This window comes from Vagococcus carniphilus, from assembly GCF_014397115.1.
GTDB classification, from domain to species: domain Bacteria; phylum Bacillota; class Bacilli; order Lactobacillales; family Vagococcaceae; genus Vagococcus; species Vagococcus carniphilus.
The window spans coordinates 851,006-872,848 of sequence record NZ_CP060720.1; the positions used below are offsets into that span (position 1 = coordinate 851,006).

Here is a 21,843-nt window from a genome sequence, read left to right on the forward strand (position 1 = left end):
AAGGGAGGATTTACTATGACAAAAGTGATGGTTCTTTCAGATTCTTTCAAATCAAGTGCTTCTTCTTTAGAGGTCGGAAACTGGATTAAATCAAGTTTAAATGAGATGGATGAAGCATTTAGTGTTGATGTCTATCCATTTGCAGATGGTGGGGAAGGGACTCTAGAAGCACTTCTTTCAGCCATTTCAGGTGAAGAAAAAAAGATAGTAGTAAAAGATATATTTTTGAATGATAAAATAGCTAAATACGGTGTATCTAATGAAACCATTTTGATTGAAAGTGCTGAAGTGATTGGTATTGAATCAATTAAGAAAGAAGCGTTAAATCCGTTTGAAGCTTCTTCTTATGGTTTAGGAGTTCTCTTTAAAGAAGTGTTACATACGTATCATCCTAAAACCATTTACTTTGGTATTGGAGGAACTGCCACTAATGATGGTGGTTTAGGTTTTCTTCAAGCATTAGGTGGGAGATTTTTAGATAAAAAGAATCAAGAAGTTAGTGTTGGCATTAAAGGATTGAAGAAGGTTTCAACAATTGATTTATCTGGATTAGAACCACTTTTAAAAGAAACTAAAATAGTTGTATTAAGTGATGTGGAAAATACAATTTGTGGTGAAAAAGGAGCCACTTATGTGTTTGGTCCACAAAAAGGATTACCAAAAGAGTCTCTATTAGAAGTAGATCAATACATGCTAAAGTTTTGCCAATTGTTAAGTCAAGAAGTGGGGCGAGAATTAGCAACTATACCAGGAACAGGTGCAGCAGGTGGCCTAGGCTTAGCTTTACAGGTATTGCCTAATATTTCTTTTCAATCAGGGATAGAAACGATACTTCAATTAAATAAAATAGAAGAAAAGCTATCGACTTATGATTTAGTCATAACGGGAGAAGGTAGAATTGATAATCAAAGTCAACTTGGAAAAGTCCCTATCGGAATAGCTAGATTAACTAAAAAAGTTGGAATCCCTTTAATGGCAATTGTAGGGAGTCAGTCTTATGAGCAGGAAAATAGTTATCAACAGGGCATTGATTTAATTGTTGATATTATACACGAACCATTGTCGTTAAAAGAAGCAATAGAAGATGTTGAAAGTTTGGTAAAAAAAGCGACAAAAACAGTTTATCACGCGTATAAGATGATTGAAAAATATCAAGTTAGATAAGGAGAAATAAATGAAGACAGTTATTTTTGATGTAGATGATACATTGTACGATCAAATTGAACCTTTCAAAAGAGCAATGATTGAGGTTTTTCCTAATGAGTATGAAAAACTTAGTTCAAAAAAAGAAGTTTTGTATTTAAGGTTTAGGCATTATAGTGATAAGGTATTCCATTTAACTGAGGATGGTAGCCTTTCATTAGAAGATATGAGAGTTTATCGGATTACTGAAGCCTTAAGAGATTTTTCTTTTTCAGTTTCAGAGCATTCAGCTAAAAAGTTTCAAGAAGCTTATCATTACTACCAAGGAAAGATTGAATTGAGAGATGATGTTTTTGAGTTGTTGGAGGATTTGACTAGTAAACAGGTACCTGTTGGTATTTTAACAAATGGGCCAACTAATCATCAAAAAGAAAAGATTGTTCAATTAGGATTATCTTCATTTCTTGATGAAGGAAAAGTCTTTATTTCAGAGGAAATGGGAGTTGCTAAACCTGATGTACTTGCTTTTAGAAATATAGAAGAAACGTTTGAAACACAATCAGAAAATTGTATTTACATTGGAGACTCGTATGAGAATGATGTAGTAGGAGCAAAATCAGCAGGTTGGTATATGATTTGGCTAAACAAATATGGAAGAAAATTGAATGACACAGATGTAAAACCCGATGTTGAATTGTCTGATTATTCATTACTAAAAGAAGAAATACTATTAAAAAAAGAGGTTGACTAAATCGTCAACCTCTTTGTGTTTATTTTTTCCATTCAGCAACTTTATCTGGATTATCTTTAATCCAATCTTTCGCTGCTGTTTCTGGAGCTTCACCGTTATTTACTTTTAACATAATGCTTTCAATATCTTTTGTTTCCCAATGGAAGTTTTTGATAACATTATAGGCTTCAGGTTCATCATCTTTCAACCCTTTTCTAGCCATTGTATTGATTGTTTCTTCACTACCCATTGTTTGTTTAGGGTCTTCTAAATATTTTAAGTCATATTTAGAGAACATCCAATGTGGTGACCAACCCGTAATAACGATTGGTTCTTTATTTTTGATTGCTTGATCAAGAGCAACAACCATTGCACCAGAAGAAGCTGTTTCTAGTTTCCAATCTTTTAGATTAGGATAAGCTTTTAACGTCTCTTCAGCAGCAGATACAACACCAGCTCCAGGTTCGATACCTGTCACTACTTGATTTGCTTCATCCGTTAAATCTTCAATGCTGTTAACATCCATATAGCTAGGAACAACTAAACCAACTTTAGCTCCTTTTAAATTAGCATTTAAAGGATCTAATGAGTTTTTATATTGTTCAAACTGAGCTTCATGAGTTTTTGGTAGCCAAGCAGAAACCATCGCGTCAGATTCGCCTTTAGAGATAGATTCCCACATGATCGCATTATCAAGAGGTGTCATATTAACTTTGTATCCCATTTGTTTCAAAACTTCTCCTACAACATTAGTAGAAGCAACTTCTGAATCCCATTCAACATAAGCTAAATTAATAGTTCCTTTATCGTTTTTATCTGAGAATAATGAAAAAACAGATAACCCACCGAGAACTAAAAGAACTGCACCCACAATTGAAAAAGTTTGTTTCTTTTTACTTTTGTTTGTTTTAGGTTTTTCAGTTAATTGTTTTGGTTTATTTAAGTGTTGTGTAAAGCGGTCAATGATAATGGCTAAAATAACAAGTGCAACACCATTAACAAAACCATTACCAACTTGTGCTCTTTGTAATGCTGATAAAACACCACGACCAAGACCAGGTGCACCAATCATTGAAGCAATAACTACCATAGAAAGAGAAAGCATTGTTGTTTGGTTAATCCCAGCTAAAATTGTATTTTTAGCTAATGGTAACTCCAACTTGAATAGTTTTTGTTTTCCAGTTCCACCAAATGAATCAGAAGCTTCGACTAATTCTTTTGGTACTTGTCGAATACCAAGGTTAGTAAATCGAACCGTTGGCGGTAAAGCAAAAATAACAGAAGCGAACACACCAGGTACCATCCCAATTCCAAAGAAAGCAACAGCAGGAATTAGATAAACAAAACCTGGCATAGTTTGCATGAAGTCAAGAATAGGTGTGATAATTTTTTGTGCTGTCTCATTTTTAGCCATCAAAATACCAAGAGGAACACCAATGATAATTGAGATGACACTAGAGATTAAAACAAGAGTTAAAGTATTCATTAAATCCGTCCACAAGCCTTGGTTTAAAATGAAAAGTAAACCAAAGAAAGTGAAACTAGTTAAGCCCCATTTTTTATTTGAAATAAAATAGGCAACAACTGTTATTAATGCAATAAAAACGATTGGTGGAATAAATAGTAAACCATTAGTTAAACCATCCATAATCGTTTGACCAATTACTTGGAAGAAGGAGAAGAGACCTGAGAAGGTATCTGTCATCCAAGAAGTGAGTGTTTCCACCCAATCAGCAACAGGTAATTTGGCAAAAAGTAATAGATTATTCATTCATTAATTCCTCCTCTTGCGTTTCATCAGGAGTCCCAGCTAGAGCTTCAATGACACGTCCACGAATAATAACGCCTAGTAAGCGTCCTTCATCAACAACAGCTAGAGGCATTGGTGAGTCATAGACAATATTAAAAATATCACTGACTAGCATATCTTTAGAAACAGTTGTCACTTCTTCTACCATGACTTCCTCTAAAGTTAATCCTCTTTTACGAGCTCTATGGGCTTCATCTGCCGTAATGTAACCACGTAAGTTACGCTTTTTATCAACGGCAAGAAGCATACTAACATCATCAGCGCGCATGCGTTGAATAGCTACGTTAGGTCCATCAAGTTCAATATTGGTTGTAATAGCTGGAACCATAATATTGCTTGCTGTAAGAACTTTCGAACGGTCAACGTCTTCTACGAACTCACGAACGTAGTCGTTAGCAGGATTAGTTAAAATTTCTTCTCCTGTTCCGATTTGCATGATTTGACCATCTTTCATTAAAGCAATTCGATCTCCAATACGTAGAGCTTCATTTAAATCATGTGTAATAAAAATGATTGTTTTCTTAACGTTTGCTTGAAGGTCGATTAATTCATCTTGCATTTCACGACGGATTAAAGGATCAAGAGCAGAGAAAGCTTCGTCCATTAAAAGAATCTCAGGATCATTTGCAAGTGCACGAGCAAGGCCAACACGTTGCTGCATACCACCTGAGAGTTGTCCAGGATATTGATCTTTAAATGAAATTAAACCAGAGTTTTCTAATGCTTTTTCAGCACGCTTAGTTCTTTCTTCTTTAGAAATGCCTCTAACTTCTAATCCAAATTCTGTATTTTCTAAAATAGTACGATGAGGGAACAGACCAAAGTTTTGGAAAACCATACTCATTTTATGGCGTCTGACTTCTCTTAGTTCTTCCTTGTCCATTTTAGCGATGTCTTTTCCATCAATATATATATCCCCTGAAGTTGGTTCAATAAGTCGGTTAATCAAGCGAATTAATGTGGATTTACCACTACCTGATAGCCCCATGATAACGAAAATTTCCCCTTCGTTAACGTCAAAATTGGCGTCATATACACCAACAGTTGCTCCTGTTTTTTCAAGTATTTCTGTTTTGGGCCTTTGCTCTTGAATCATTTTAAGAGCGGCTTGGTTCTTTTTACCAAAAACTTTTGTTAAGTGTTTGACTTGAACTTTTACCATGTATATCTCCCCTTTTTTGTAAATTTCTTTTATTTTCTGAAAAATAAAGTGACCACATCATACTAACATCGGGTGGTCACTTTGTCAAAAAAACAAATTAAAAAAGAAATGAGATTGCTGTAAAAAGCTAATCTCACTTCTTTTAAAAGTTTTTTTATTTACTTGGGTAGAAAAAGTTAATTACTCTTTGAGTAGCATATTCGTCTCCGATAAAGTATAACGTGTCCCCTGGATTTAAAACGGCATAAGGTCCTGGTGATAGTACCAGTTCTTCATCATGTAATATACCGATAACAGTAGCACTGGTTTCATGCCAGAGGTTTAAATCTGAGATGGATGTATTTAAATGAGCCGCATCTTGGGTAATCTCTAATTCTGATGGAAGGAAAGGACTTACTTTATTAAGCTTAACGGTTTGAGAAACTAATTGATTAATAATTTGAGTAAAATCATCTAGTTCTTTTTTTTGTCGGCTTAAGCTATTAAATAAATCTGTTTTCACTTCTTCAATGGATTGTACGTCTTGGTATTGCTCCAAAAAAGAAACAGCTTTGATTTTAGAAGATACAAAAACACCACTGCCATGTTTGACTTCCATAATACCAAGGTCAACTAAAATATTGACAGCTTTTCTTGCTGTCTCAGGAGAAACGCCAAAGGTTGAAGCAAGGGTAGAGCGGGCATGTATTTTTTCTCCTACTTGGTAGCGATTATCTACGATTCTTTCAGCAATTTCAAGGGCAATTTGTTGATAACGAGGGAGTCTCGTTTCTTTTTTATTAACCAATAAAATCCCTCCTAACTCTTTTATTTCTATCCTACTAAATAATAAAAAAAAAAGCAAAACCACTTCTTCTTTTCAAGCTAAAATAATTGTTTGTTTGATCAATATATGTTAGTTTAATGAAACAAAGTATTATTTTTTTATTAAGAGTATAGTCCTTTTTATAACAAGTGATTGGAAACATTAGGATAAAATCTCTTAAAGTGCTATAATAACTAGGTGCGTAATTTTGTAAATTAAGGAGAGGCGGGGAGTAATGAAACAAAAATTATTAACCATCTTCATTGTAGCTACCTTCACTAGCGGGTTAATTGCTCCTGTGGCAACATTTGCAGCAGAAACAATTGAATTTGATGCCCCATCAGAACAAGTTGAAGATAATGAAATGGAAGAAACTGAGGATACAGAGGAAGATATAGAAGAGACGACGGAGAGTACGACGGAAGAATCAACTATTGAAGAAACAACTGAAACAAAAGCGGAATCCGAAGTCGATGAGAGTTCAGAAAAAGAAGAAGTTGAAACGACTGAAACAAGTACAACTGATTCAACGACTGACTCAACAACAGAAACGTCTAAACCAAAACCGATTAAACCAAAACCAACAAAACCAAAACCTTCAATTAAGGAGAAAAAAGAGTCTAAGAATGAAGTTTCAATAACAGAAACCTCTGGCTCACCTGTTGAAAGTGTAGCAGTTGGTGAAGAATCAGGTGTGATTGCAACAAATGAAGATAATTCTTCTTATGTTTCAACATCAGATATTAACTTTATCAAAAATAATACAACCGAAGAATTTGTTGAAAGTATTGGAGATAAAGCAAGAGAAATTGGTCAAGAATACGACTTGTATGCATCAGTTATGATTGCACAAGCCATTCTTGAAACAGGTTCAGGAAATAGTCAATTGAGTCAACCACCAAATCATAACTTGTTTGGGATTAAAGGAAGTTATAAAGGTGACTCAGTTTCATTTAGTACCAGTGAAGATAATGGAAAAGGAAACTTGTATTCAATCAACGCAAGCTTTAGAAAATACCCTGGATACAAAGAATCTTTTGAAGATTATGCGGAATTATTAACGGATACTAAAAAAGGAAATGGCAATTTCTATAAAGAAACTTGGAAGAAAAATACTAAAACTTATAAAGATGCAACTAAATCTTTAACAGGTAAGTATGCGACTGATACAAGTTATGATAAGAAATTAAATAAATTAATTGAAACATATGATTTAACTTTTTTTGATCAAAAATTAAACGGAGATGCTAGAATTCAAAATATCTACTATGATGTGAAAAAAGGAGATACGATTGAATCTATTCTTTCTGAACATCATATTGAAGAAAAAGATTTCCAAAAATGGAATAAAGCAATTTTAACTGATAAGAAAGAATTAACAGATCACAAACGTGTTATTATTGGTCAAAGAAAAATTTCAACTTATCAAATTAAAAATGTTAAGACTAAAGAAACAAGCGAATTTATCATTCCTTTAAAAGAAGGTTACACAGTAACTAGTCCATTTGGCGCAAGAGGCGGCGAACATCACAATGGTGTCGATATGGCAGTAGCAAGTAACACACTAATTTATGCTAGTTCAAAAGGTAAAGTGGTAGCTAAAGGATTTGATCCTTCAGCAGGAAATTATGTGATTTTACAACATGAAAATGGTTTGTTCACAAGTTATTTCCATATGACAAGATCAGCTGTATCAATTGATGAAAAAGTAGAAATGGGCGACATGATTGGTTATGTCGGTTCAACTGGTAACTCAACTGGCCCTCATTTACACTTTGCGATTAATACTGAATTATGGTCAGGTTATATTAACCCAACTAACTACTTAGATATTAAATAATAGGAAGAGGATATGGCAAAAGTATTTAAACCTTTTGTCACATCCTCTTTTTTTTGATAAGATAAGAAAGAATAAAAAAAGAAAGTAGAGAATATTATGCAAGTACATAAAGCAGAGATTGTTATCAGCGCGGTTTCCCCTGAACAATATCCAAAAACTAAATTACCAGAGATTGCTTTAGCAGGTCGTTCGAATGTAGGAAAATCTTCTTTTATTAACACATTGATTAATCGAAAAAGTTTAGCAAGAACGTCAGGTAAGCCAGGTAAGACTCAAACTTTGAATTTCTATTTAATCGAAGAAGCACTACATTTTGTTGATGTTCCAGGTTATGGTTATGCAAAAGTATCTAAAACAGAAAGAGCTAAATGGGGACAGATGATTGAAACTTATTTAACTCAAAGAGAGCAGTTAAAAGCAGTGGTATCCTTGGTTGACATGAGACACGACCCAACAGAAGATGATATTCAAATGTATGAATTTCTAAAATATTATCAAATTCCAGTAATAGTTGTTGCAACTAAGAGCGATAAAATTAAACGTGGTCAATGGAATAAACATGAATCAGCTATTAAGAAAAAACTAAATTTTGATCCAGCTGATGATTTTATTATCTTTTCTTCTGAAACTAAAGAAGGTAAAGAACCAGCTTGGAAAGCGATCGAAAAATATTTATAATAAAAAAGTGTTGCGGGAAAAACTAAATAGTTTACCCACAACACTTTTTTTGATTATTTTTTATTTTCGTCATTTTTTACGGTTACTGTTGCGTTTGTCATATCCACAGTGAATGTGTTATTTTTATTAATTGCTTTTTCGTTTTCTTTTTTATCAGGATCGATGGCAAATTCTTCAAATAACTTTTCTAAACTGTCTTTTTTCTTAAACGTCATTCCCATAAGAGCACATCCTTTTCTTTTTTATATCATAACATGTTTACTAGCTAATCGTCACTTTTTTTGGAACAAATATACTGATTAGGTAAATGACGATAGGATTCAAAGTTTGTTTCTTTCTCAAGTGTCCAATCAGCTAAAGTTTTACCAATAATTGCACCTGTTGTTAAACCAGATGAGCCAAGTCCACTAGCTACTAAAAACTGTGGTAAATCAGCTACTTCACCAAAAAAGGGTGAAAAATCGGAGGTGTAAGCACGTGTTCCAACTCTTGTGTTAGTAATTGATGCTTCTTCGATGGAAGAAAGTAAGTTAGTTGCGTCTTGTTTTAAGCCTTGAAGTAATGAATTATCTGGCGTAAGGTCGAATCCTTGCTCATTTTCATGTGTGGCGCCGATTAAAATCTTACCCTGATCAAAGGGAATAATATCAGTTTCTCCTACAGGCATGACAACAGGTAATTCGTTTGTTGAAAAGGGGACTTCTATTTCTATTAGTTGCCCTTTTTGAGGTCTGATATCAACATCTAAGTCAAGAGGACGTAACAAATCACCAACCCAAGCACCACCAGCTAAAATTAAATGATCAAAAATATGAGTATTTTCTGCTTCTTTTAAATGCCATTGTTCATTTTGATATGAAATTTCAGTTATTTTCGTTTTAATGATTGTACCACTAGCTTTTTTTGTTTCATTGAGAAGCATTTGGACTAATTTAGCCCCATCTATTTTAGCACCACCCGTGATAAAGAGAGCTGAATCTTCTAATGTTATTTCAGGGAATAATTTTATGATATCACTTTTAGATAATACTGTTATATCCCCAATTTCTGGCGCTTCTACTTTTCTATCTTCTGCTAATTTATTTAATTTAGCAAGAAGAGTTTCATTTTTTTTATAGAGTAAAGTACCTGTTTTTTGATAAACGTCTTTTGTTTCATTTGTTTGGCTTAAATCATCTATTAATTGAGAGTAAAATTTAGCTCCTTCTTTTGCTAAAAAATACCATTCTTTATTTCGTCTTTGAGATAACCAAGGTGAAATAATTCCTGCTGAAGCAGAGGTAGCCTGTCCAACACCATCATCAAAAACTGTTACATTTTTATTATTTTTGGTTAGATAGTAAGCAGCAGTTGAACCGACAATGCCTCCACCAATAATACCAATTGTTTTAGTCATATTTTCCTCCATTTAAAAAAAATAGTTACTATTTTTATAAGAAATTATTTTTTATTGTAAAAGTTTATTTTCTAAGTTAATTTCTTCTAAAATAATGGATGTTTCAACCTTCGAAAAAGAAGTAAGCTCGTTTAAAATACTTTCAACTTGTTGAATATCTTCTGCTACTCCTTTTAAAATGTAGTTTTCTTTACCAGTAACTGAGTAACACTCAATAAATTCTTTTGTTAATTTAATTTTCTTTAGAAAAACAGCATTCGGAATAGCGAGTTCGGATACTTTTGTAAAAAAGATAATTTTATACCCTATGTTTGAGAGGGCGACTCTAGTAGTAAATCCTTTAATAATTCCTAAATCAATCATTCTATCAATTCTTTTTTTTACACTAGGTTCGGATAAAGCAACTTGTTTTGAAATATCTTTAATAGGCATTCGGCTATTTTTAGAAAGTAGATTTAATATAGCTAAACTTGTTTGATCAATCATATTGTTCATAATGAGGCCTCCATTGTTCCAAAGTTTATTTTTCACAAATAAAATAAAAAAATAGGTTATTTTTAATAAAAGAAATTGCTCTATTAGTCATTTATTTCATATACGGACGGGTTGTAATAGGTTACAATGTTTGTGAAGGTAAGCGCTACCTAGTTAACAAAAATATTTTTTATTGTATAAAGCATTACACAATTTATCTTGCACGAAACGCTCATTTTTAATTTAACAAGAAAAGAAAGAAGTTTCAACTCCTTTTAAATATTTGTTAAAAGGAAGATAATTGTACAAAATTAGGAATAATAACTAATGAAGGGAATGTTATGACATATGATTATCGGAGTACCTAAAGAAATTAAAAATAATGAATCAAGAATAGCTTTAACACCAAGAGGCGTTATGACCTTAATAAAAAATGGCCATCAAGTTTGGATAGAAACAGATGCCGGATTGGGATCTGGTTTTCTAGATGAAGAATTTACAAAGTATGGAGCAGAGATTAAACGAACAGCTAAAGAAGTTTGGGAAGCTGATATGGTGCTTAAAGTAAAAGAGCCACTTGAATCAGAATTTCACTATTTTAGACCTAATTTAATTTTATTTACATTCTTGCATTTAGCCCCTAATGAGGCATTAACAGAAGCTTTGATAGAAAATAAGGTTCATGCGATTGCATATGAATCAGTTCAAACAGCTGATGGAAAACTCCCTTTGTTAGCACCAATGTCACAAGTTGCAGGTAGAATGTCAGCTCAAGTAGGCGCATATCATCTACAAAAAATTACGAATGGTATTGGTGTATTACTAGCTGGCGTACCAGGTGTTGAAAAAGCAAAGGTAACGATTATCGGGGTGGAGTTGCTGGGGTAAATGCAGCTAAAATTGCTATAGGTTTAGGTGCTGAAGTAACAATTCTTGATGTCAATCCAAATCGTTTGGATGAATTAGAAAATATATTTGGTAATTCAATTACTACATTAATGTCAAACACCTATAACATTACTCAATCTGTTATTCAAGCAGACTTAGTGATTGGAGCAGTTCTCCTACCAGGGCATAGAGCTCCAAAATTAGTTTCTGAAGAGATGGTAAAACAAATGAAAACTGGTTCTGTTATTGTGGATATAGCAATTGATCAAGGTGGAATATTTGAGACGACAACAAGAACAACTACCTTAGATGATCCGACTTACGTTAAACACGGTGTGGTTCATTACGCTGTTCCAAATATTCCAGGCTCTGTTCCAAGAACCTCTACAATTGCTCTGGAAAATGTAACGTTACCGTATTCAAGCAAACTAGCAAACTTAGGTTTAATTGAAGCTATCAAAAATGATCCCTCACTATTAAAAGGAATTGATATATATGGAGGCGTATTGACCAATAAAGAAATAGCAGAGGATCAACATAGAGATTATACTGCTATTGCGGCATTAATTTAGTGAATAGAAATTGAAGGGGATAACGATTTTCAACTAAATAAAAATTGGGAAGTCTTTTAGTTGAGCATTTCTTTATATGTTACTTAATATAGAATATAAGGATAAATATAATTATTAGAAAATATAAAACCACATATTAAATCGTATTGAAAGATGTTTTTATCAATACGATTTTTTTAGTTTGATAGTTTTCTAAATAGATGATGTGATCTTCAATTAAACAAAAAAAGAAAAAATCACTTGGATTAATTCTTTTTCTCTAGACATTCATCGCATTCATACGGTTCTACATGAACATCAATATCAAATATATTAAATTTCCTTTTTAAATCAGCTTCCATATTATCTACAATTTCATGACTTTCTTTAACAGTTAAATTAGGGTCCATTCGAACTGTCACATCTAAAAAGACATTGGCACCTAAATTTCTTGCTCTCAATACAGGTACTTCTTTGATTCCTTTAATTTTTAAAATTTCAAGTTTATAGACGATAAGTGTATCTCTATCAAAACCATCTGATAAATAGAAGGCACTCTCTTTAAATATGTCAATGGCTGTTTTTAAAATGACAAAAGCGATAATTACAGCTGTTAGTGTATCTAGCCATGATAAATGAAAACTTGCAGTAAAAACAGCGATTGCTGTCCCAAGACTTGTTAGCATATCACTAAAATTATCTTTAGCAACAGCAGTTAGAGAGCTACTATTATATTTTTCTCCCAATTTTTTATTATATAAATAGACAAGGTACATAATGATAGCAGAGATAATCCCAACAATAGCAGCAATGGGTTCTGGTTGTTGAATATCTTTATCGATAACAGATTTAACCGCTGAAATTAAGACTTCACAACCGACAGCAAACATAATTAAAGAAGTTAGAAGACTTGCAACATTTTCTGCTTTCCAATGTCCGTATCGATGTTCGTTATCTGCTGGTTTTCTTGAAAGTCTTAAACCAACTAAAATAGCAACAGAAGCAATAGTATCTGTAAAATTGTTTAATCCGTCAGCAGATAGTGCTTTTGAGCCAGCATAGCTCCCAACGCCTAATTTAAAGACTGCTAGAATAATGTAGGCAAAGATACTAATAATAGCCCCTTTTTCTGCTTGTTTTAATTCGGCACTTCTTTCTGACATGAATAATCGACTCCCTTTTTTAATAACTGAATGAAAGTATAACAGAGGGGAGGTGGTTTAGAAAAGATGGAAAAAAATAATTAAGTCGTCCTAAAAAAATTGAAAGGAAAACAAAAAAGAGAAAACTATCTAGTTTTCTCTAATTGAACGGGTTGATTAATACACCATTAATATTGTTAACCGTTGATAAATCAATTCGTTCGTTATATGTTTCTTCAGTACCAATTGTAGAAAAGTTTAAGTAAAGATCTTCTCCGCTATATTCAAATTCAAAAAAGTCAATGTTGTCGTAAACTGTTCTTTTCGTGTTATTGTAAATAACAACTAGAATTCCTTTTTCAACATAAAGCGGTGATGCTAATACTTCATTTGTAATAGTTATAATAGATAATTTATTTCTAGCCATGATGATCACTCCCTACGAATATTGTAGCATAGTGATTTAAATTATAACAATATTAATAGCTACTTTTCAAAAAAAGTTAGTTTTAAAAAGTTAATTTTTCGATTTTATCAAAGGCTTCTTTTAAGGTATCTAAGTCACGAGTAGCAGCAAATCTAATATAGTTATCTCCACTATCACCAAATGCTTTTCCTGGAACCACAAGTACTTTTTGCTCCTCTAATAGTTTCATAGAAAAATCAACGGATGATAGACCTGTTCCTGAAATATTTATAAAAGCATATATGCTTCCTTTGATAGGTTTTAATGACATAAATGGGATATTCTCAACACGTTTTTCGATATATCTTAGTCTTTCTTCAAATAGACTAGTTACATCAGGCATAATCTCGTTAATATGTTGTAGAGCGTAGACACCAGCTCGTTGAGATATTGATGGTGCAGAAAAGCAAATTCCTTCATCTAGATGGTAACACGCTTCGTTTATGAAGGTTGGGGCAATCATGTACCCAACTCGCCAGCCTGTCATAGCAAATGTTTTTGAAAAACTATTAAAAATAACTGTATTTTCAGGAGCAAACTTAGCGATAGAAACATATTCTTTTTCAAAGCAAAAAGAATCATAAACTTCATCAGAAAAAATATAAAAATTATGTTCAATAGCCAACTCTGCAATTTTTTTCAACGTTTCAGTTGAAAAAACAGAACCAGTTGGATTGTTTGGTGTATTGAGAATCAAAACTTTAGTTCTAGGAGTGATGGCTTTTTTTAGAATATCTATATCGATTTGAAAGTCATCTTTTTCATATGTTGGAATAATGACAGCTTTTCCGCCAGCATCTCTTATCTGAGTTTTATAAGGAGTGAAATAGGGTTCATGAATAATAACTTCATCACCTTCATCTAATAAAACTGTTAAAGCAAGAAAGATACCATGAAGAGCACCAACTGTTGCGCGTATTTGATTAAGCTCAACTGATAAACCATATCGACTATTATAGTAATGCTGTGCTTCTTTAAGAAATTCTTTGTCTCCACTAGGAGCAGTATAGTGAGTGTGCCCATTTTTAGCGTCATTAAATGCAGCTTCTATTATGCGGGCATCAGTTGTAATATCAGGATCACCATATGATAAATCAAGCAAGTCATCCATCTTACTTGCCATTGCACCAAATTCTAATAGAATATTTGCCTCAGGTTCTTGATAGATTTTTGATAAAAAAGTTGAATCCATATAAATCTCCTCCTTAATTATGAAAATAGACACCAACCTATTTTATGTCTTTTTAATGGGTTGGTATCTTCATTTTACAACACTTTACTTAAAAAGTCTTGAGTTCTTGGGTTTTTTGGATGATTGAATAGCTCATCAGGAGTTCCTTCTTCTGCGATAAAACCATCAGCCATGAAAATGACACGGTCTGCCACTTCTTTGGCAAATCCCATTTCATGAGTAACGACGACCATCGTCATCCCTTCTTTAGCTAAATCTTTCATAACTGCTAACACTTCTCCAACCATCTCAGGATCAAGTGCTGAGGTTGGTTCATCAAACAACATCACATCAGGATTCATAGCTAAAGCTCTAGCTATTGCGACACGTTGCTGTTGTCCACCTGATAATTGTGAAGGGAAGCTATTTGCCTTGTCCTTAAGACCAACTCGGTCTAATAATTTTAAAGCTTTCTTATTAGCAGATTCAGGTGATTCCCCTTTAACTTTGATAGGGCTAATGGTTAAGTTATCTAACACTGTTTTATGAGGAAATAGGTTGAAACTTTGAAAGACCATTCCCATTTTTTGACGAAGTTGATTGATGTCAGTTTTCTTATCAACTAAATTAACACCTTCAAATTCAATGTCACCACTTGTAGGTTCTTCTAAAAGGTTTAAACATCTTAAAAAGGTACTTTTACCACTACCAGAAGGGCCAATAACGACAACTACCTCTCCTTGGTTGATGGTTAAATCAATTCCTTTTAAGACTTCATTTTTATCGAATGTTTTAGTTAATCCTTTAATATTAATCATTTGATCCCATTCTCCTTTCAGCAACACCTAGAACTCTAGATAATGTAAATGTTAAAACAAAATAAATCAATGAAACAATCACGATTGGTAAGAATGGTTTAAAACTAGCACCTTGGACCACGCCACCTTGGAACATTAACTCAGAAACACCAATAACAGAAACAACAGATGATTCTTTAATAACTGTAACAAACTCATTTCCAAGTGCCGGTAAAATATTCTTAATGGCTTGTGGTAAAACAATGTGACGCATTGCTTGTGCTTGGTTCATTCCAAGTGAACGAGCTGCTTCTGTTTGTCCTACATTAACTGCTTTAATCCCAGCACGTACAACTTCCGCTACATATGCTCCACTGTTTAATGCTAACGCCAAACAACTAGCAACAAGAGCGCTTAGTTCAAGACCAAGAACATTTGAACCAAAGAATACTAAGAAAATTTGAACGAGTAAGGGCGTTCCACGGACATACTCAATATAAATATAAGCAATTCCTTTTAGTAATTTATTTTTAGAAAGTTTCATTAAAGCTAAGATGGCTCCTAAAATAGAACCGAAAAACACACCAATAAAGGCTAAGAAAATCGTATAAAGAGTCCCTTTAACATAGAATGAACTATATTTTTTAAAGAAGGATTCATCTTCAAACATTAATTTTGCCGCATTTTCTTTATAACCCTTCATTAAGTTGTCATCTTTGATTTCTTTAATTGAATGGTTAATAGCTTCTGCAAATTCTGTTGAATCTTTAGGAATAGCAACCGCTGTTTCTTTTGCGGCATCTTTAAACGTCACATTTTTTGGAATGACTAAAGCATCATTTTGTAAAACATAGGCATCAGCAACTGGACCTTCCATAATAGCTGCTTCTACTTTTTTATTTTGAAGTTGTAGAATAATATCTGGAAGGCGTTGAAGAGAGACTGTGTTAGCTTCTACTTCTTTATTAGCCAATTCTTCCTGAATAGATTGTTTTTGAGCGCCAACTTTTTTTCCTTTTAAATCATCAATAGTTTGATATTTTTCTTTATCTTCTTTTCTGATAATAACTTTTTGATCCACTGTCATATAAGGATCTGAGAAATCGACTTCTTTTAAACGTTCTGGAGTGGGTGACATACCAGAAATAACCATGTCGATTTTACCCGTTTTTAAAGCACCAATCAAAGCGTCAAAACCGTATTCTTCAATTTTTAGTTTGACACCCATATCATCAGCTATTTTTTGCGCGATATCGATATCTGTTCCGACAATTTTATCTTTTCCATCAACTGTTGCATGGAACTCATAAGGAGCGTAGTCGGCAGAAAGACCAACTGTTAGTACACCTTTATCTTCCACTTTTTTTAAAGTGGGATCACTACTTTCCCCGTAAACCGATGTAAAACCAATAAAACTAATTAATAAGACCATTAACATGGCAAATTTTTGCTGCCATTTTTTTATCATACAAAGCACTCCTTTTTTATCAATGATTGAATTATACATAAAAAAAAGGATATATGCAATTAAAAATTGTATATTTGAATAAAAATATTAATAATACGAGTTATTTATGCATAAATAATAGTATATTGAATGAATTATGCATAAAAAATCCTAATGAATACTATGTTTTTTTGTTTTTGATTAGCTTTAAATTAAAAAAAGATTAAAAATAAGTTGCTTTTTTCTAATCTTTCATTTAAGATAACATTTATAATTAAAAAAGGGGGAAAAGTTTCATGAAATATAAAAAAATAGTAGGTTCAATGCTCATAGTGAGTTCTGTACTTCTTTTGGTAGGGTGTTCAAGCGGTACTGCAAAAAAAACTGATGATAGCAAAAAGAAAGATGGCAAAATAGAACAAGTAGCTAAGTTTGGTATTCCTCAAGAAATTGCTTCAATTGATCCAGCAAAAGCAACGGATAAAGTTAGTTTTGGTGTAATGAATCAAATTTATGAAGGTTTTTACCGAATGGATGAAAAAAATATCCCGCAACCAGCAGGAGCAAAAGAATTGGCTGAAGTAAGTGAAGATGGTTTAACTTACACACTTAAGTTACGAGAAGAATCAAAATGGTCAAATGGTGATCCAGTTGTTGCAAAGGATTATGTCTATGCGTGGCAACGTGTCGTAAAACCAGAAACAGCCTCTGAGTATGCTTACTTACTTGAAAATGTTAAAAACGGTAAAGCGATTATGGCTGGCGAAAAAGAACCAACAGAATTAGGGATTGAAGCAGTAAATGAGCACGAGGTAAAAATTACATTAGATCATGCTATTCCTTATTTTGATTCACTATTGGCTTTTCCTAGTTTCTTTCCTTTAAATGAAAAATCTGTAGAAGAATTTGGAAAAGATGCTTTTAATACAAGTGAGAAAGTTATTTATAATGGACCATTTACATTAGCTGAATTTGATGGCCCAGGTTCTGATATTGAATGGAAATATTTAAAGAATAAAGATTATTGGGACGAAAAAGAAGTTAAGATAGGCGAAGTACAAGCGACTGTAATTAAAGAAGCGTCAACAGCTCTTAACTTATATGAAGATGGCCAGTTAGATGATGTGATTGTAACAGGTGAATTAGCGAAACAATATAAAGATGATCCAAATTTTGTAGGTGAAAAAGATGGACGTGTGGTTTATATTGATACGAATAAAAAGAGTAAAAAAGTTCCATTTGATAACCTGAATTTAAGAAAAGCTCTGTATTATTCAATTGATAATAAAGCTATTGTTGATACAGTTTTAGGGGATGGTTCAGAAGCTGTTAATGGTATCGTACCAAAAGAATTGGCTCTAAATCCAGAAACTAAAAAAGACTTTGTTGATGAGTCTGGAAAATATAAAACATACGATGAGAAAAAAGCAAAAGATTATTTAGAAAAAGCTAAAAAAGAATTAAATACAAAAGAAATTACGTTTGACATTTTAACAGATGATAATGATTCAACTAAAAAATTAGCAGAATATTTGCAAGGCTCATTTAAAGATAAGTTAGGCATTAAAACAACAGTAACACCGGTAACAAAACCAATTCGTTTGGAGAGAACTGATAAAGGTGATTTTGATATGGTAGTTACTGCTTGGGGAGCAGATTATACTGATGTTAGTTCATTCTTAGATTTATTTGTAACAGGAAATAGCTACAATAGAGGGGAATACTCAAGTAAGAGCTATGACAAATTAATCGATGAAGCAAGAACTAAAAATGCAACTGATGCAAAAGCTCGTTGGAAAAATTACTTAGATGCAGAAAAAATTCTTTTAGAAGATGATGCAGCAGTTATTCCAGTCTATCAAGTAGTTGAAGGGCACTTGAGAAACCCTGATTTAAAAGGTTATATTGCTCACAGTGCAGGAGCTTCTTATGAGTATAAATATTTAGAAATGAAAAAATAATTAAAAAAATGAGTTGACGATGTGAAAATCGTCTGGTATTATCACTAATAACAAATAAATAAATGGTCTGAGTTTTAAATGTATGGAAAAGGAAAGTACTTATTTTGGAAACTTTTAGAGAGTCTCGGTTGGTGAAAAGAGATAGTGAAAGAAATAAGGAAAATGGCCTTTGAACAGATAGGTTGACTAATTAAACCTATACGGGGGTGCCTGTTATCGCACAATGGTATGTTAGTACCGGATAAGCAGGCGCTTTTGATAAAAAGGTGGTCGCAAAGTAAGAATCTTTGCCCTTTAAAAGGGCGAGGATTCTTTTTTTGTTTTCTTTTTTTACATTTTTAATAAAGACTATAAAGGAGAAATAACAATGAAAAAGAAAATATTATTTAGCAGTATTGTGACATTAGGAGTTATCTTAAGCGCCTGTGGTGGAAACCAGGAGACAGAAAAAAGTAGTTCTTCAACTAGTCAAAAGACTGGTGTTGAGCAAAAAATAGCTATTAGTACACCGGCTCCTATCTCAACTCTTGATACAACGCAAACAACAGATAAAAATACATTCACAATGGTTCAACACTTGTTTGAAGGATTAACGCGGTTTGATGAGAAAACAAATCCAGTTCCAGGGATAGCAGAGAAAATTGATGTCAGTGAAGATGGTAAAACGTATAATTTTAAGTTGAGAGATGATGCTAAATGGAGTAATGGTGATAAAATCACAGCACAAGATTTTGAGTTCTCTTGGAAAAGATTGTTAAATCCTAAAACTCAAGGACCTAATGCTTACTTACTTGATAATGTGGTAAACGGGTTAGCTATTAGAAATGCTGAAAAAGGAATTGATGAGGTTGGATTTAAAGCTGTTTCTGATACTGAATTTAAAGTGGAATTAGAAAATCCTCAACCGTCCTTTTTATCTGTATTAGCAATCGGCTGGTTAGCTCCGCAACAAGAAAAATTTGTTAAGGAAGCTGGAGATAAGTATGGAACAACGAGTGAATCAATTTTATATAATGGTCCATTTGTTTTAACGAAATGGGATGGAACAAGTGATACATGGACTTTAGAAAAAAATGAAGCTTATTATGATGAAAAGTCAGTAAAACTAAAAGAGGTAGACGTTCAGACTTTGAAAGAAGAAAATACAGGAATCAATTTATTTGAAAGCGAAGAGTTAGATTTGGTTCGCATAAGTGGCCAAAATGTAGCTCAATATAAAGACTTACCCGGTTATGTTACTTTTTCAGATGTCTCAAATAGCTTTTTAGATTTTAACCAAAAGGAAGGCTCTCCATTAGCAAATGTGAATGTTAGAAAAGCAATTTCACTTGCCATTGATAAAAAGGCTTTAACAGAAAATGTTCTAGCAGATGGTTCAAAACCACTGAATGGATTAGTACCTGCTAATCTTTATGAAAACCCAGATACAAAAGAAGATTACCGTAAATATGCTGAAGAATTTGCAACTTATAACTTAAAAGAAGCTAATAAAAGTTGGGACAAAGCTAAAAAAGAAGTAGGAAAAACAGTTGAAATTAAGCTGCTTGCAGCAGATACAGATCAAGGTAAGAAAGTATCAGAATATATTCAAAGTGAATTAGAGAAAAATTTAAAAGGACTAAAAATTTCAGTGAATTTACAACCGGCTAATAACTTAAATCAATCAAGAAGAGAAAAAGACTATGAGTTATCTTTATCTGGTTGGATTGCTGGAAGCAGCGAATTAGATTCTTATTTCAATCTTTACGCAAAAGATTCTTCATACAATTATGGTAACTTTAATAATGAAGAGTATACTAAATTAGTGACTGATGCTAAAACGATTAATGCTAATCATCCAGATAAACAGTTTGCAGACTATAAAAAAGCAGAAGACATTTTGTTAAATCAAGAATCAGCACAAGTACCAATTTATCAAAGTGCTTCAAACTATTTAGTTAATCCTAAAATTAGTCATGTTGAATACCCACTTTATGGTGGTTACTTCTTCTTAAGAAATGCAGAAGTTACAGAAAAATAGGAGAGAATAATGAAAGAAAAATTACTCGAACGATTTATAACCTATGTCAAACTTAATACAAGGTCAGATGCAAACAGTTCAACGATACCAACAACAAAAGGACAAGAAGAATTTGCTTTTATCTTAAAAGAAGAGCTAGAACAAATGAAACTTTTAAACATTTATTATAATCAGTCTAATGGTTTTTTAACGGCTTACCTTCCCAAGAATTCAGAAAAATACCCAGCCATTGGATTAATTGCTCATTTAGATACAGCGGATTTTAGTGCTGAAAACATCACACCAAAAATTCATTCAAATTATGATGGACAAGATGTTTTACTAAATGAAGAGGAACAAATCATAATGAAAGTTTCTGAGTTTCCTAATTTAAAAGATTATGTTGGACAAACACTTATAACAACTGATGGGACAACCCTTTTAGGAGCTGATGACAAGGCTGGAATTGTTGAAATATTAAGTACGCTGGATTACTTTTTAACGCATCCAAATGAATCTCACGGTGATATTTGGGTAGCATTTGGTCCAGATGAAGAAATTGGCCAAGGAGCCGATCTTTTTGATGTCGCTTCTTTTCCAGCTGAATATGCTTATACGGTTGATAGTGGTCGTGTGGGTCATTTTGAATATGAAACTTTTAACGCGGCTCAAGCGACTATTGAAATTGATGGTACAAGTGTTCATCCAGGAACTGCTTATGGCATGATGGTTAATGCCATCAAAGTAGGCCAAACACTAGATAGTTATTTACCACAAAATGAAGTTCCTGAAAAAACCAAAGATAGAGAAGGCTTTTACTTACTTCATGATTTTAGTGGGACTATAGATCAGGCAAAAATGGTTTATATTATTAGAGATCATGACAAAGTTAAGTTTGAAGAAAGAAAACAGCACTTAGTGGAAAGTGTGGCAAAATTAAATCAAGAATTAGATCGTTCTAGGATAACGATTCAATTGAAGGATCAATACTACAATATGGGAGAGGTTATTGAAAAAGATAAGCGATCAGTTGATGTTGCCATTCGAGCCATGAAAAATTTATCAATTGAACCAATTATCACTCCCTTTAGAGGTGGAACAGATGGCTCAAAAATCTCTTTAATGGGACTTCCAACACCTAATATTTTTACTGGTGGAGAGAATTTTCATGGTCAATATGAGTTTATTACACTAGAAGCTATGGAGACAGCGACACAAACATTAATTGAAATTGTGAAAGAAAGTAAAAATGAATAATTAGAGTTATTAAAAAGGAAGCGTTGACAACTTTTAATTAATATAGTAAAATGCATTTAAATTAAATACGGGAATCACAAAAATGGATAGTGATTGTTTAAGTACAAGCTAGACCTGTGTGAATAC

Annotated in this window: 18 protein-coding genes, 1 pseudogene and 1 other annotated feature; of the genes and pseudogenes, 8 read left to right on the forward strand and 11 right to left on the reverse strand. The window is 32.9% G+C overall.

Annotated elements, in window-relative coordinates; genetic code table 11:
* The first annotated feature begins 15 nt into the window (after positions 1-15).
* The gene (locus tag H9L18_RS04280; protein WP_126790698.1) at positions 16-1,164 is read left to right on the forward strand and encodes a glycerate kinase family protein; all 1,149 of its coding nucleotides are present in this window, start codon (positions 16-18) and stop codon (positions 1,162-1,164) included.
* A 10-nt stretch (positions 1,165-1,174) separates the two neighbouring features.
* Positions 1,175-1,894, forward strand: coding sequence for an HAD family hydrolase (locus H9L18_RS04285; RefSeq protein ID WP_126790696.1), 720 nt, complete (start codon positions 1,175-1,177; stop codon positions 1,892-1,894).
* A 19-nt stretch (positions 1,895-1,913) separates the two neighbouring features.
* Here the strand turns inward: H9L18_RS04285 and H9L18_RS04290 are convergent, their stop codons facing one another.
* From H9L18_RS04290 to H9L18_RS04300, 3 genes are all read right to left on the reverse strand, one after another.
* Positions 1,914-3,644: an ABC transporter permease/substrate binding protein gene (locus H9L18_RS04290; protein WP_126790694.1), complete on the reverse strand. Its 1,731-nt coding sequence runs from the start codon at positions 3,642-3,644 to the stop codon at positions 1,914-1,916.
* Complete coding sequence (locus H9L18_RS04295; RefSeq protein WP_126790691.1) at positions 3,637-4,845, reverse strand: quaternary amine ABC transporter ATP-binding protein; 1,209 nt, start codon at positions 4,843-4,845, stop codon at positions 3,637-3,639. Before H9L18_RS04295 ends, H9L18_RS04290 begins: the two co-directional genes overlap by 8 nt.
* 154 nt (positions 4,846-4,999) lie before the next feature.
* Positions 5,000-5,632 (reverse strand): GntR family transcriptional regulator, encoded by a 633-nt coding sequence (locus H9L18_RS04300; protein ID WP_126790689.1) that lies wholly within the window; start codon positions 5,630-5,632, stop codon positions 5,000-5,002.
* A gap of 253 nt (positions 5,633-5,885) precedes the next feature.
* On the opposite strand from H9L18_RS04300, the gene H9L18_RS04305 reads away from it, so the two are divergent.
* Positions 5,886-7,490 (forward strand): glucosaminidase domain-containing protein, encoded by a 1,605-nt coding sequence (locus H9L18_RS04305; protein WP_126790687.1) that lies wholly within the window; start codon positions 5,886-5,888, stop codon positions 7,488-7,490.
* A gap of 96 nt (positions 7,491-7,586) precedes the next feature.
* Positions 7,587-8,168, forward strand: coding sequence for a ribosome biogenesis GTP-binding protein YihA/YsxC (gene yihA / locus H9L18_RS04310; RefSeq protein ID WP_126790685.1), 582 nt, complete (start codon positions 7,587-7,589; stop codon positions 8,166-8,168).
* A 53-nt stretch (positions 8,169-8,221) separates the two neighbouring features.
* Here the strand turns inward: yihA and H9L18_RS04315 are convergent, their stop codons facing one another.
* Genes H9L18_RS04315 through H9L18_RS04325 form a run of 3 tightly spaced genes read right to left on the reverse strand, consistent with a single transcriptional unit; the run spans position 8,222 to position 10,059 of the window.
* Complete coding sequence (locus H9L18_RS04315; protein WP_185847389.1) at positions 8,222-8,389, reverse strand: SPJ_0845 family protein; 168 nt, start codon at positions 8,387-8,389, stop codon at positions 8,222-8,224.
* 44 nt (positions 8,390-8,433) lie between these two features.
* The gene (locus H9L18_RS04320) at positions 8,434-9,564 is read right to left on the reverse strand and encodes an NAD(P)/FAD-dependent oxidoreductase (RefSeq protein WP_126790683.1); all 1,131 of its coding nucleotides are present in this window, start codon (positions 9,562-9,564) and stop codon (positions 8,434-8,436) included.
* A gap of 51 nt (positions 9,565-9,615) precedes the next feature.
* Positions 9,616-10,059: an Lrp/AsnC family transcriptional regulator gene (locus tag H9L18_RS04325; RefSeq protein WP_126790681.1), complete on the reverse strand. Its 444-nt coding sequence runs from the start codon at positions 10,057-10,059 to the stop codon at positions 9,616-9,618.
* Positions 10,060-10,386: 327 nt separating this feature from the next.
* On the opposite strand from H9L18_RS04325, the pseudogene ald reads away from it, so the two are divergent.
* Positions 10,387-11,498, forward strand: a pseudogene (ald, locus tag H9L18_RS04330) (alanine dehydrogenase).
* Positions 11,499-11,743: 245 nt separating this feature from the next.
* Here the strand turns inward: ald and H9L18_RS04335 are convergent.
* The 5 genes from H9L18_RS04335 to H9L18_RS04355 form a co-directional block, all read right to left on the reverse strand.
* Positions 11,744-12,640: a cation diffusion facilitator family transporter gene (locus H9L18_RS04335; RefSeq protein WP_126790677.1), complete on the reverse strand. Its 897-nt coding sequence runs from the start codon at positions 12,638-12,640 to the stop codon at positions 11,744-11,746.
* A 139-nt stretch (positions 12,641-12,779) separates the two neighbouring features.
* The gene (locus H9L18_RS04340) at positions 12,780-13,046 is read right to left on the reverse strand and encodes a hypothetical protein (RefSeq protein WP_126790675.1); all 267 of its coding nucleotides are present in this window, start codon (positions 13,044-13,046) and stop codon (positions 12,780-12,782) included.
* Between the two features lie 82 nt (positions 13,047-13,128).
* Positions 13,129-14,277: a pyridoxal phosphate-dependent aminotransferase gene (locus H9L18_RS04345; RefSeq protein ID WP_126790673.1), complete on the reverse strand. Its 1,149-nt coding sequence runs from the start codon at positions 14,275-14,277 to the stop codon at positions 13,129-13,131.
* Between the two features lie 74 nt (positions 14,278-14,351).
* Positions 14,352-15,074 (reverse strand): amino acid ABC transporter ATP-binding protein, encoded by a 723-nt coding sequence (locus H9L18_RS04350; RefSeq protein ID WP_126790671.1) that lies wholly within the window; start codon positions 15,072-15,074, stop codon positions 14,352-14,354.
* Positions 15,067-16,521: an ABC transporter substrate-binding protein/permease gene (locus tag H9L18_RS04355; protein ID WP_126790669.1), complete on the reverse strand. Its 1,455-nt coding sequence runs from the start codon at positions 16,519-16,521 to the stop codon at positions 15,067-15,069. Before H9L18_RS04355 ends, H9L18_RS04350 begins: the two co-directional genes overlap by 8 nt.
* Positions 16,522-16,796: 275 nt before the next feature.
* Here H9L18_RS04355 and H9L18_RS04360 point away from each other — a divergent pair, with 275 nt between their 5' ends.
* The 3 genes from H9L18_RS04360 (at position 16,797) to pepT (ending at position 21,717) form a co-directional block, all read left to right on the forward strand.
* Positions 16,797-18,461 carry a peptide ABC transporter substrate-binding protein gene (locus H9L18_RS04360; protein WP_126790667.1) on the forward strand — a complete coding sequence of 555 codons (1,665 nt, stop codon included), beginning with the start codon at positions 16,797-16,799 and terminating at the stop codon, positions 18,459-18,461.
* Positions 18,462-18,535: 74 nt separating this feature from the next.
* Positions 18,536-18,759, forward strand: a binding site (T-box leader).
* A gap of 63 nt (positions 18,760-18,822) precedes the next feature.
* On the forward strand, positions 18,823-20,481 hold the full coding sequence (locus H9L18_RS04365; RefSeq protein WP_185847386.1) for a peptide ABC transporter substrate-binding protein: 1,659 nt from the start codon (positions 18,823-18,825) through the stop codon (positions 20,479-20,481).
* Positions 20,482-20,490: 9 nt separating this feature from the next.
* Positions 20,491-21,717 carry a peptidase T gene (gene pepT, locus H9L18_RS04370; RefSeq protein ID WP_126790663.1) on the forward strand — a complete coding sequence of 409 codons (1,227 nt, stop codon included), beginning with the start codon at positions 20,491-20,493 and terminating at the stop codon, positions 21,715-21,717.
* Positions 21,718-21,843 lie beyond the last annotated feature (126 nt).

Excerpts from the sequence above, each read along its gene's own strand:
- H9L18_RS04315 (WP_185847389.1), bottom strand. The coding sequence starts at position 8,389 with ATGGGAATGACGTTTAAGAAAAAAGACAGTTTAGAAAAGTTATTTGAA.
- H9L18_RS04360 (WP_126790667.1), top strand. The coding sequence starts at position 16,797 with ATGAAATATAAAAAAATAGTAGGTTCAATGCTCATAGTGAGTTCTGTA.
- pepT (WP_126790663.1), top strand. The coding sequence starts at position 20,491 with ATGAAAGAAAAATTACTCGAACGATTTATAACCTATGTCAAACTTAAT.
- H9L18_RS04340 (WP_126790675.1), bottom strand. The coding sequence starts at position 13,046 with ATGGCTAGAAATAAATTATCTATTATAACTATTACAAATGAAGTATTA.
- H9L18_RS04345 (WP_126790673.1), bottom strand. The coding sequence starts at position 14,277 with ATGGATTCAACTTTTTTATCAAAAATCTATCAAGAACCTGAGGCAAAT.
- H9L18_RS04295 (WP_126790691.1), bottom strand. The coding sequence starts at position 4,845 with ATGGTAAAAGTTCAAGTCAAACACTTAACAAAAGTTTTTGGTAAAAAG.
- H9L18_RS04355 (WP_126790669.1), bottom strand. The coding sequence starts at position 16,521 with ATGATAAAAAAATGGCAGCAAAAATTTGCCATGTTAATGGTCTTATTA.
- H9L18_RS04285 (WP_126790696.1), top strand. The coding sequence starts at position 1,175 with ATGAAGACAGTTATTTTTGATGTAGATGATACATTGTACGATCAAATT.
- H9L18_RS04290 (WP_126790694.1), bottom strand. The coding sequence starts at position 3,644 with ATGAATAATCTATTACTTTTTGCCAAATTACCTGTTGCTGATTGGGTG.
- H9L18_RS04350 (WP_126790671.1), bottom strand. The coding sequence starts at position 15,074 with ATGATTAATATTAAAGGATTAACTAAAACATTCGATAAAAATGAAGTC.
- H9L18_RS04320 (WP_126790683.1), bottom strand. The coding sequence starts at position 9,564 with ATGACTAAAACAATTGGTATTATTGGTGGAGGCATTGTCGGTTCAACT.
- H9L18_RS04335 (WP_126790677.1), bottom strand. The coding sequence starts at position 12,640 with ATGTCAGAAAGAAGTGCCGAATTAAAACAAGCAGAAAAAGGGGCTATT.
- H9L18_RS04305 (WP_126790687.1), top strand. The coding sequence starts at position 5,886 with ATGAAACAAAAATTATTAACCATCTTCATTGTAGCTACCTTCACTAGC.
- yihA (WP_126790685.1), top strand. The coding sequence starts at position 7,587 with ATGCAAGTACATAAAGCAGAGATTGTTATCAGCGCGGTTTCCCCTGAA.
- H9L18_RS04325 (WP_126790681.1), bottom strand. The coding sequence starts at position 10,059 with ATGAACAATATGATTGATCAAACAAGTTTAGCTATATTAAATCTACTT.
- H9L18_RS04280 (WP_126790698.1), top strand. The coding sequence starts at position 16 with ATGACAAAAGTGATGGTTCTTTCAGATTCTTTCAAATCAAGTGCTTCT.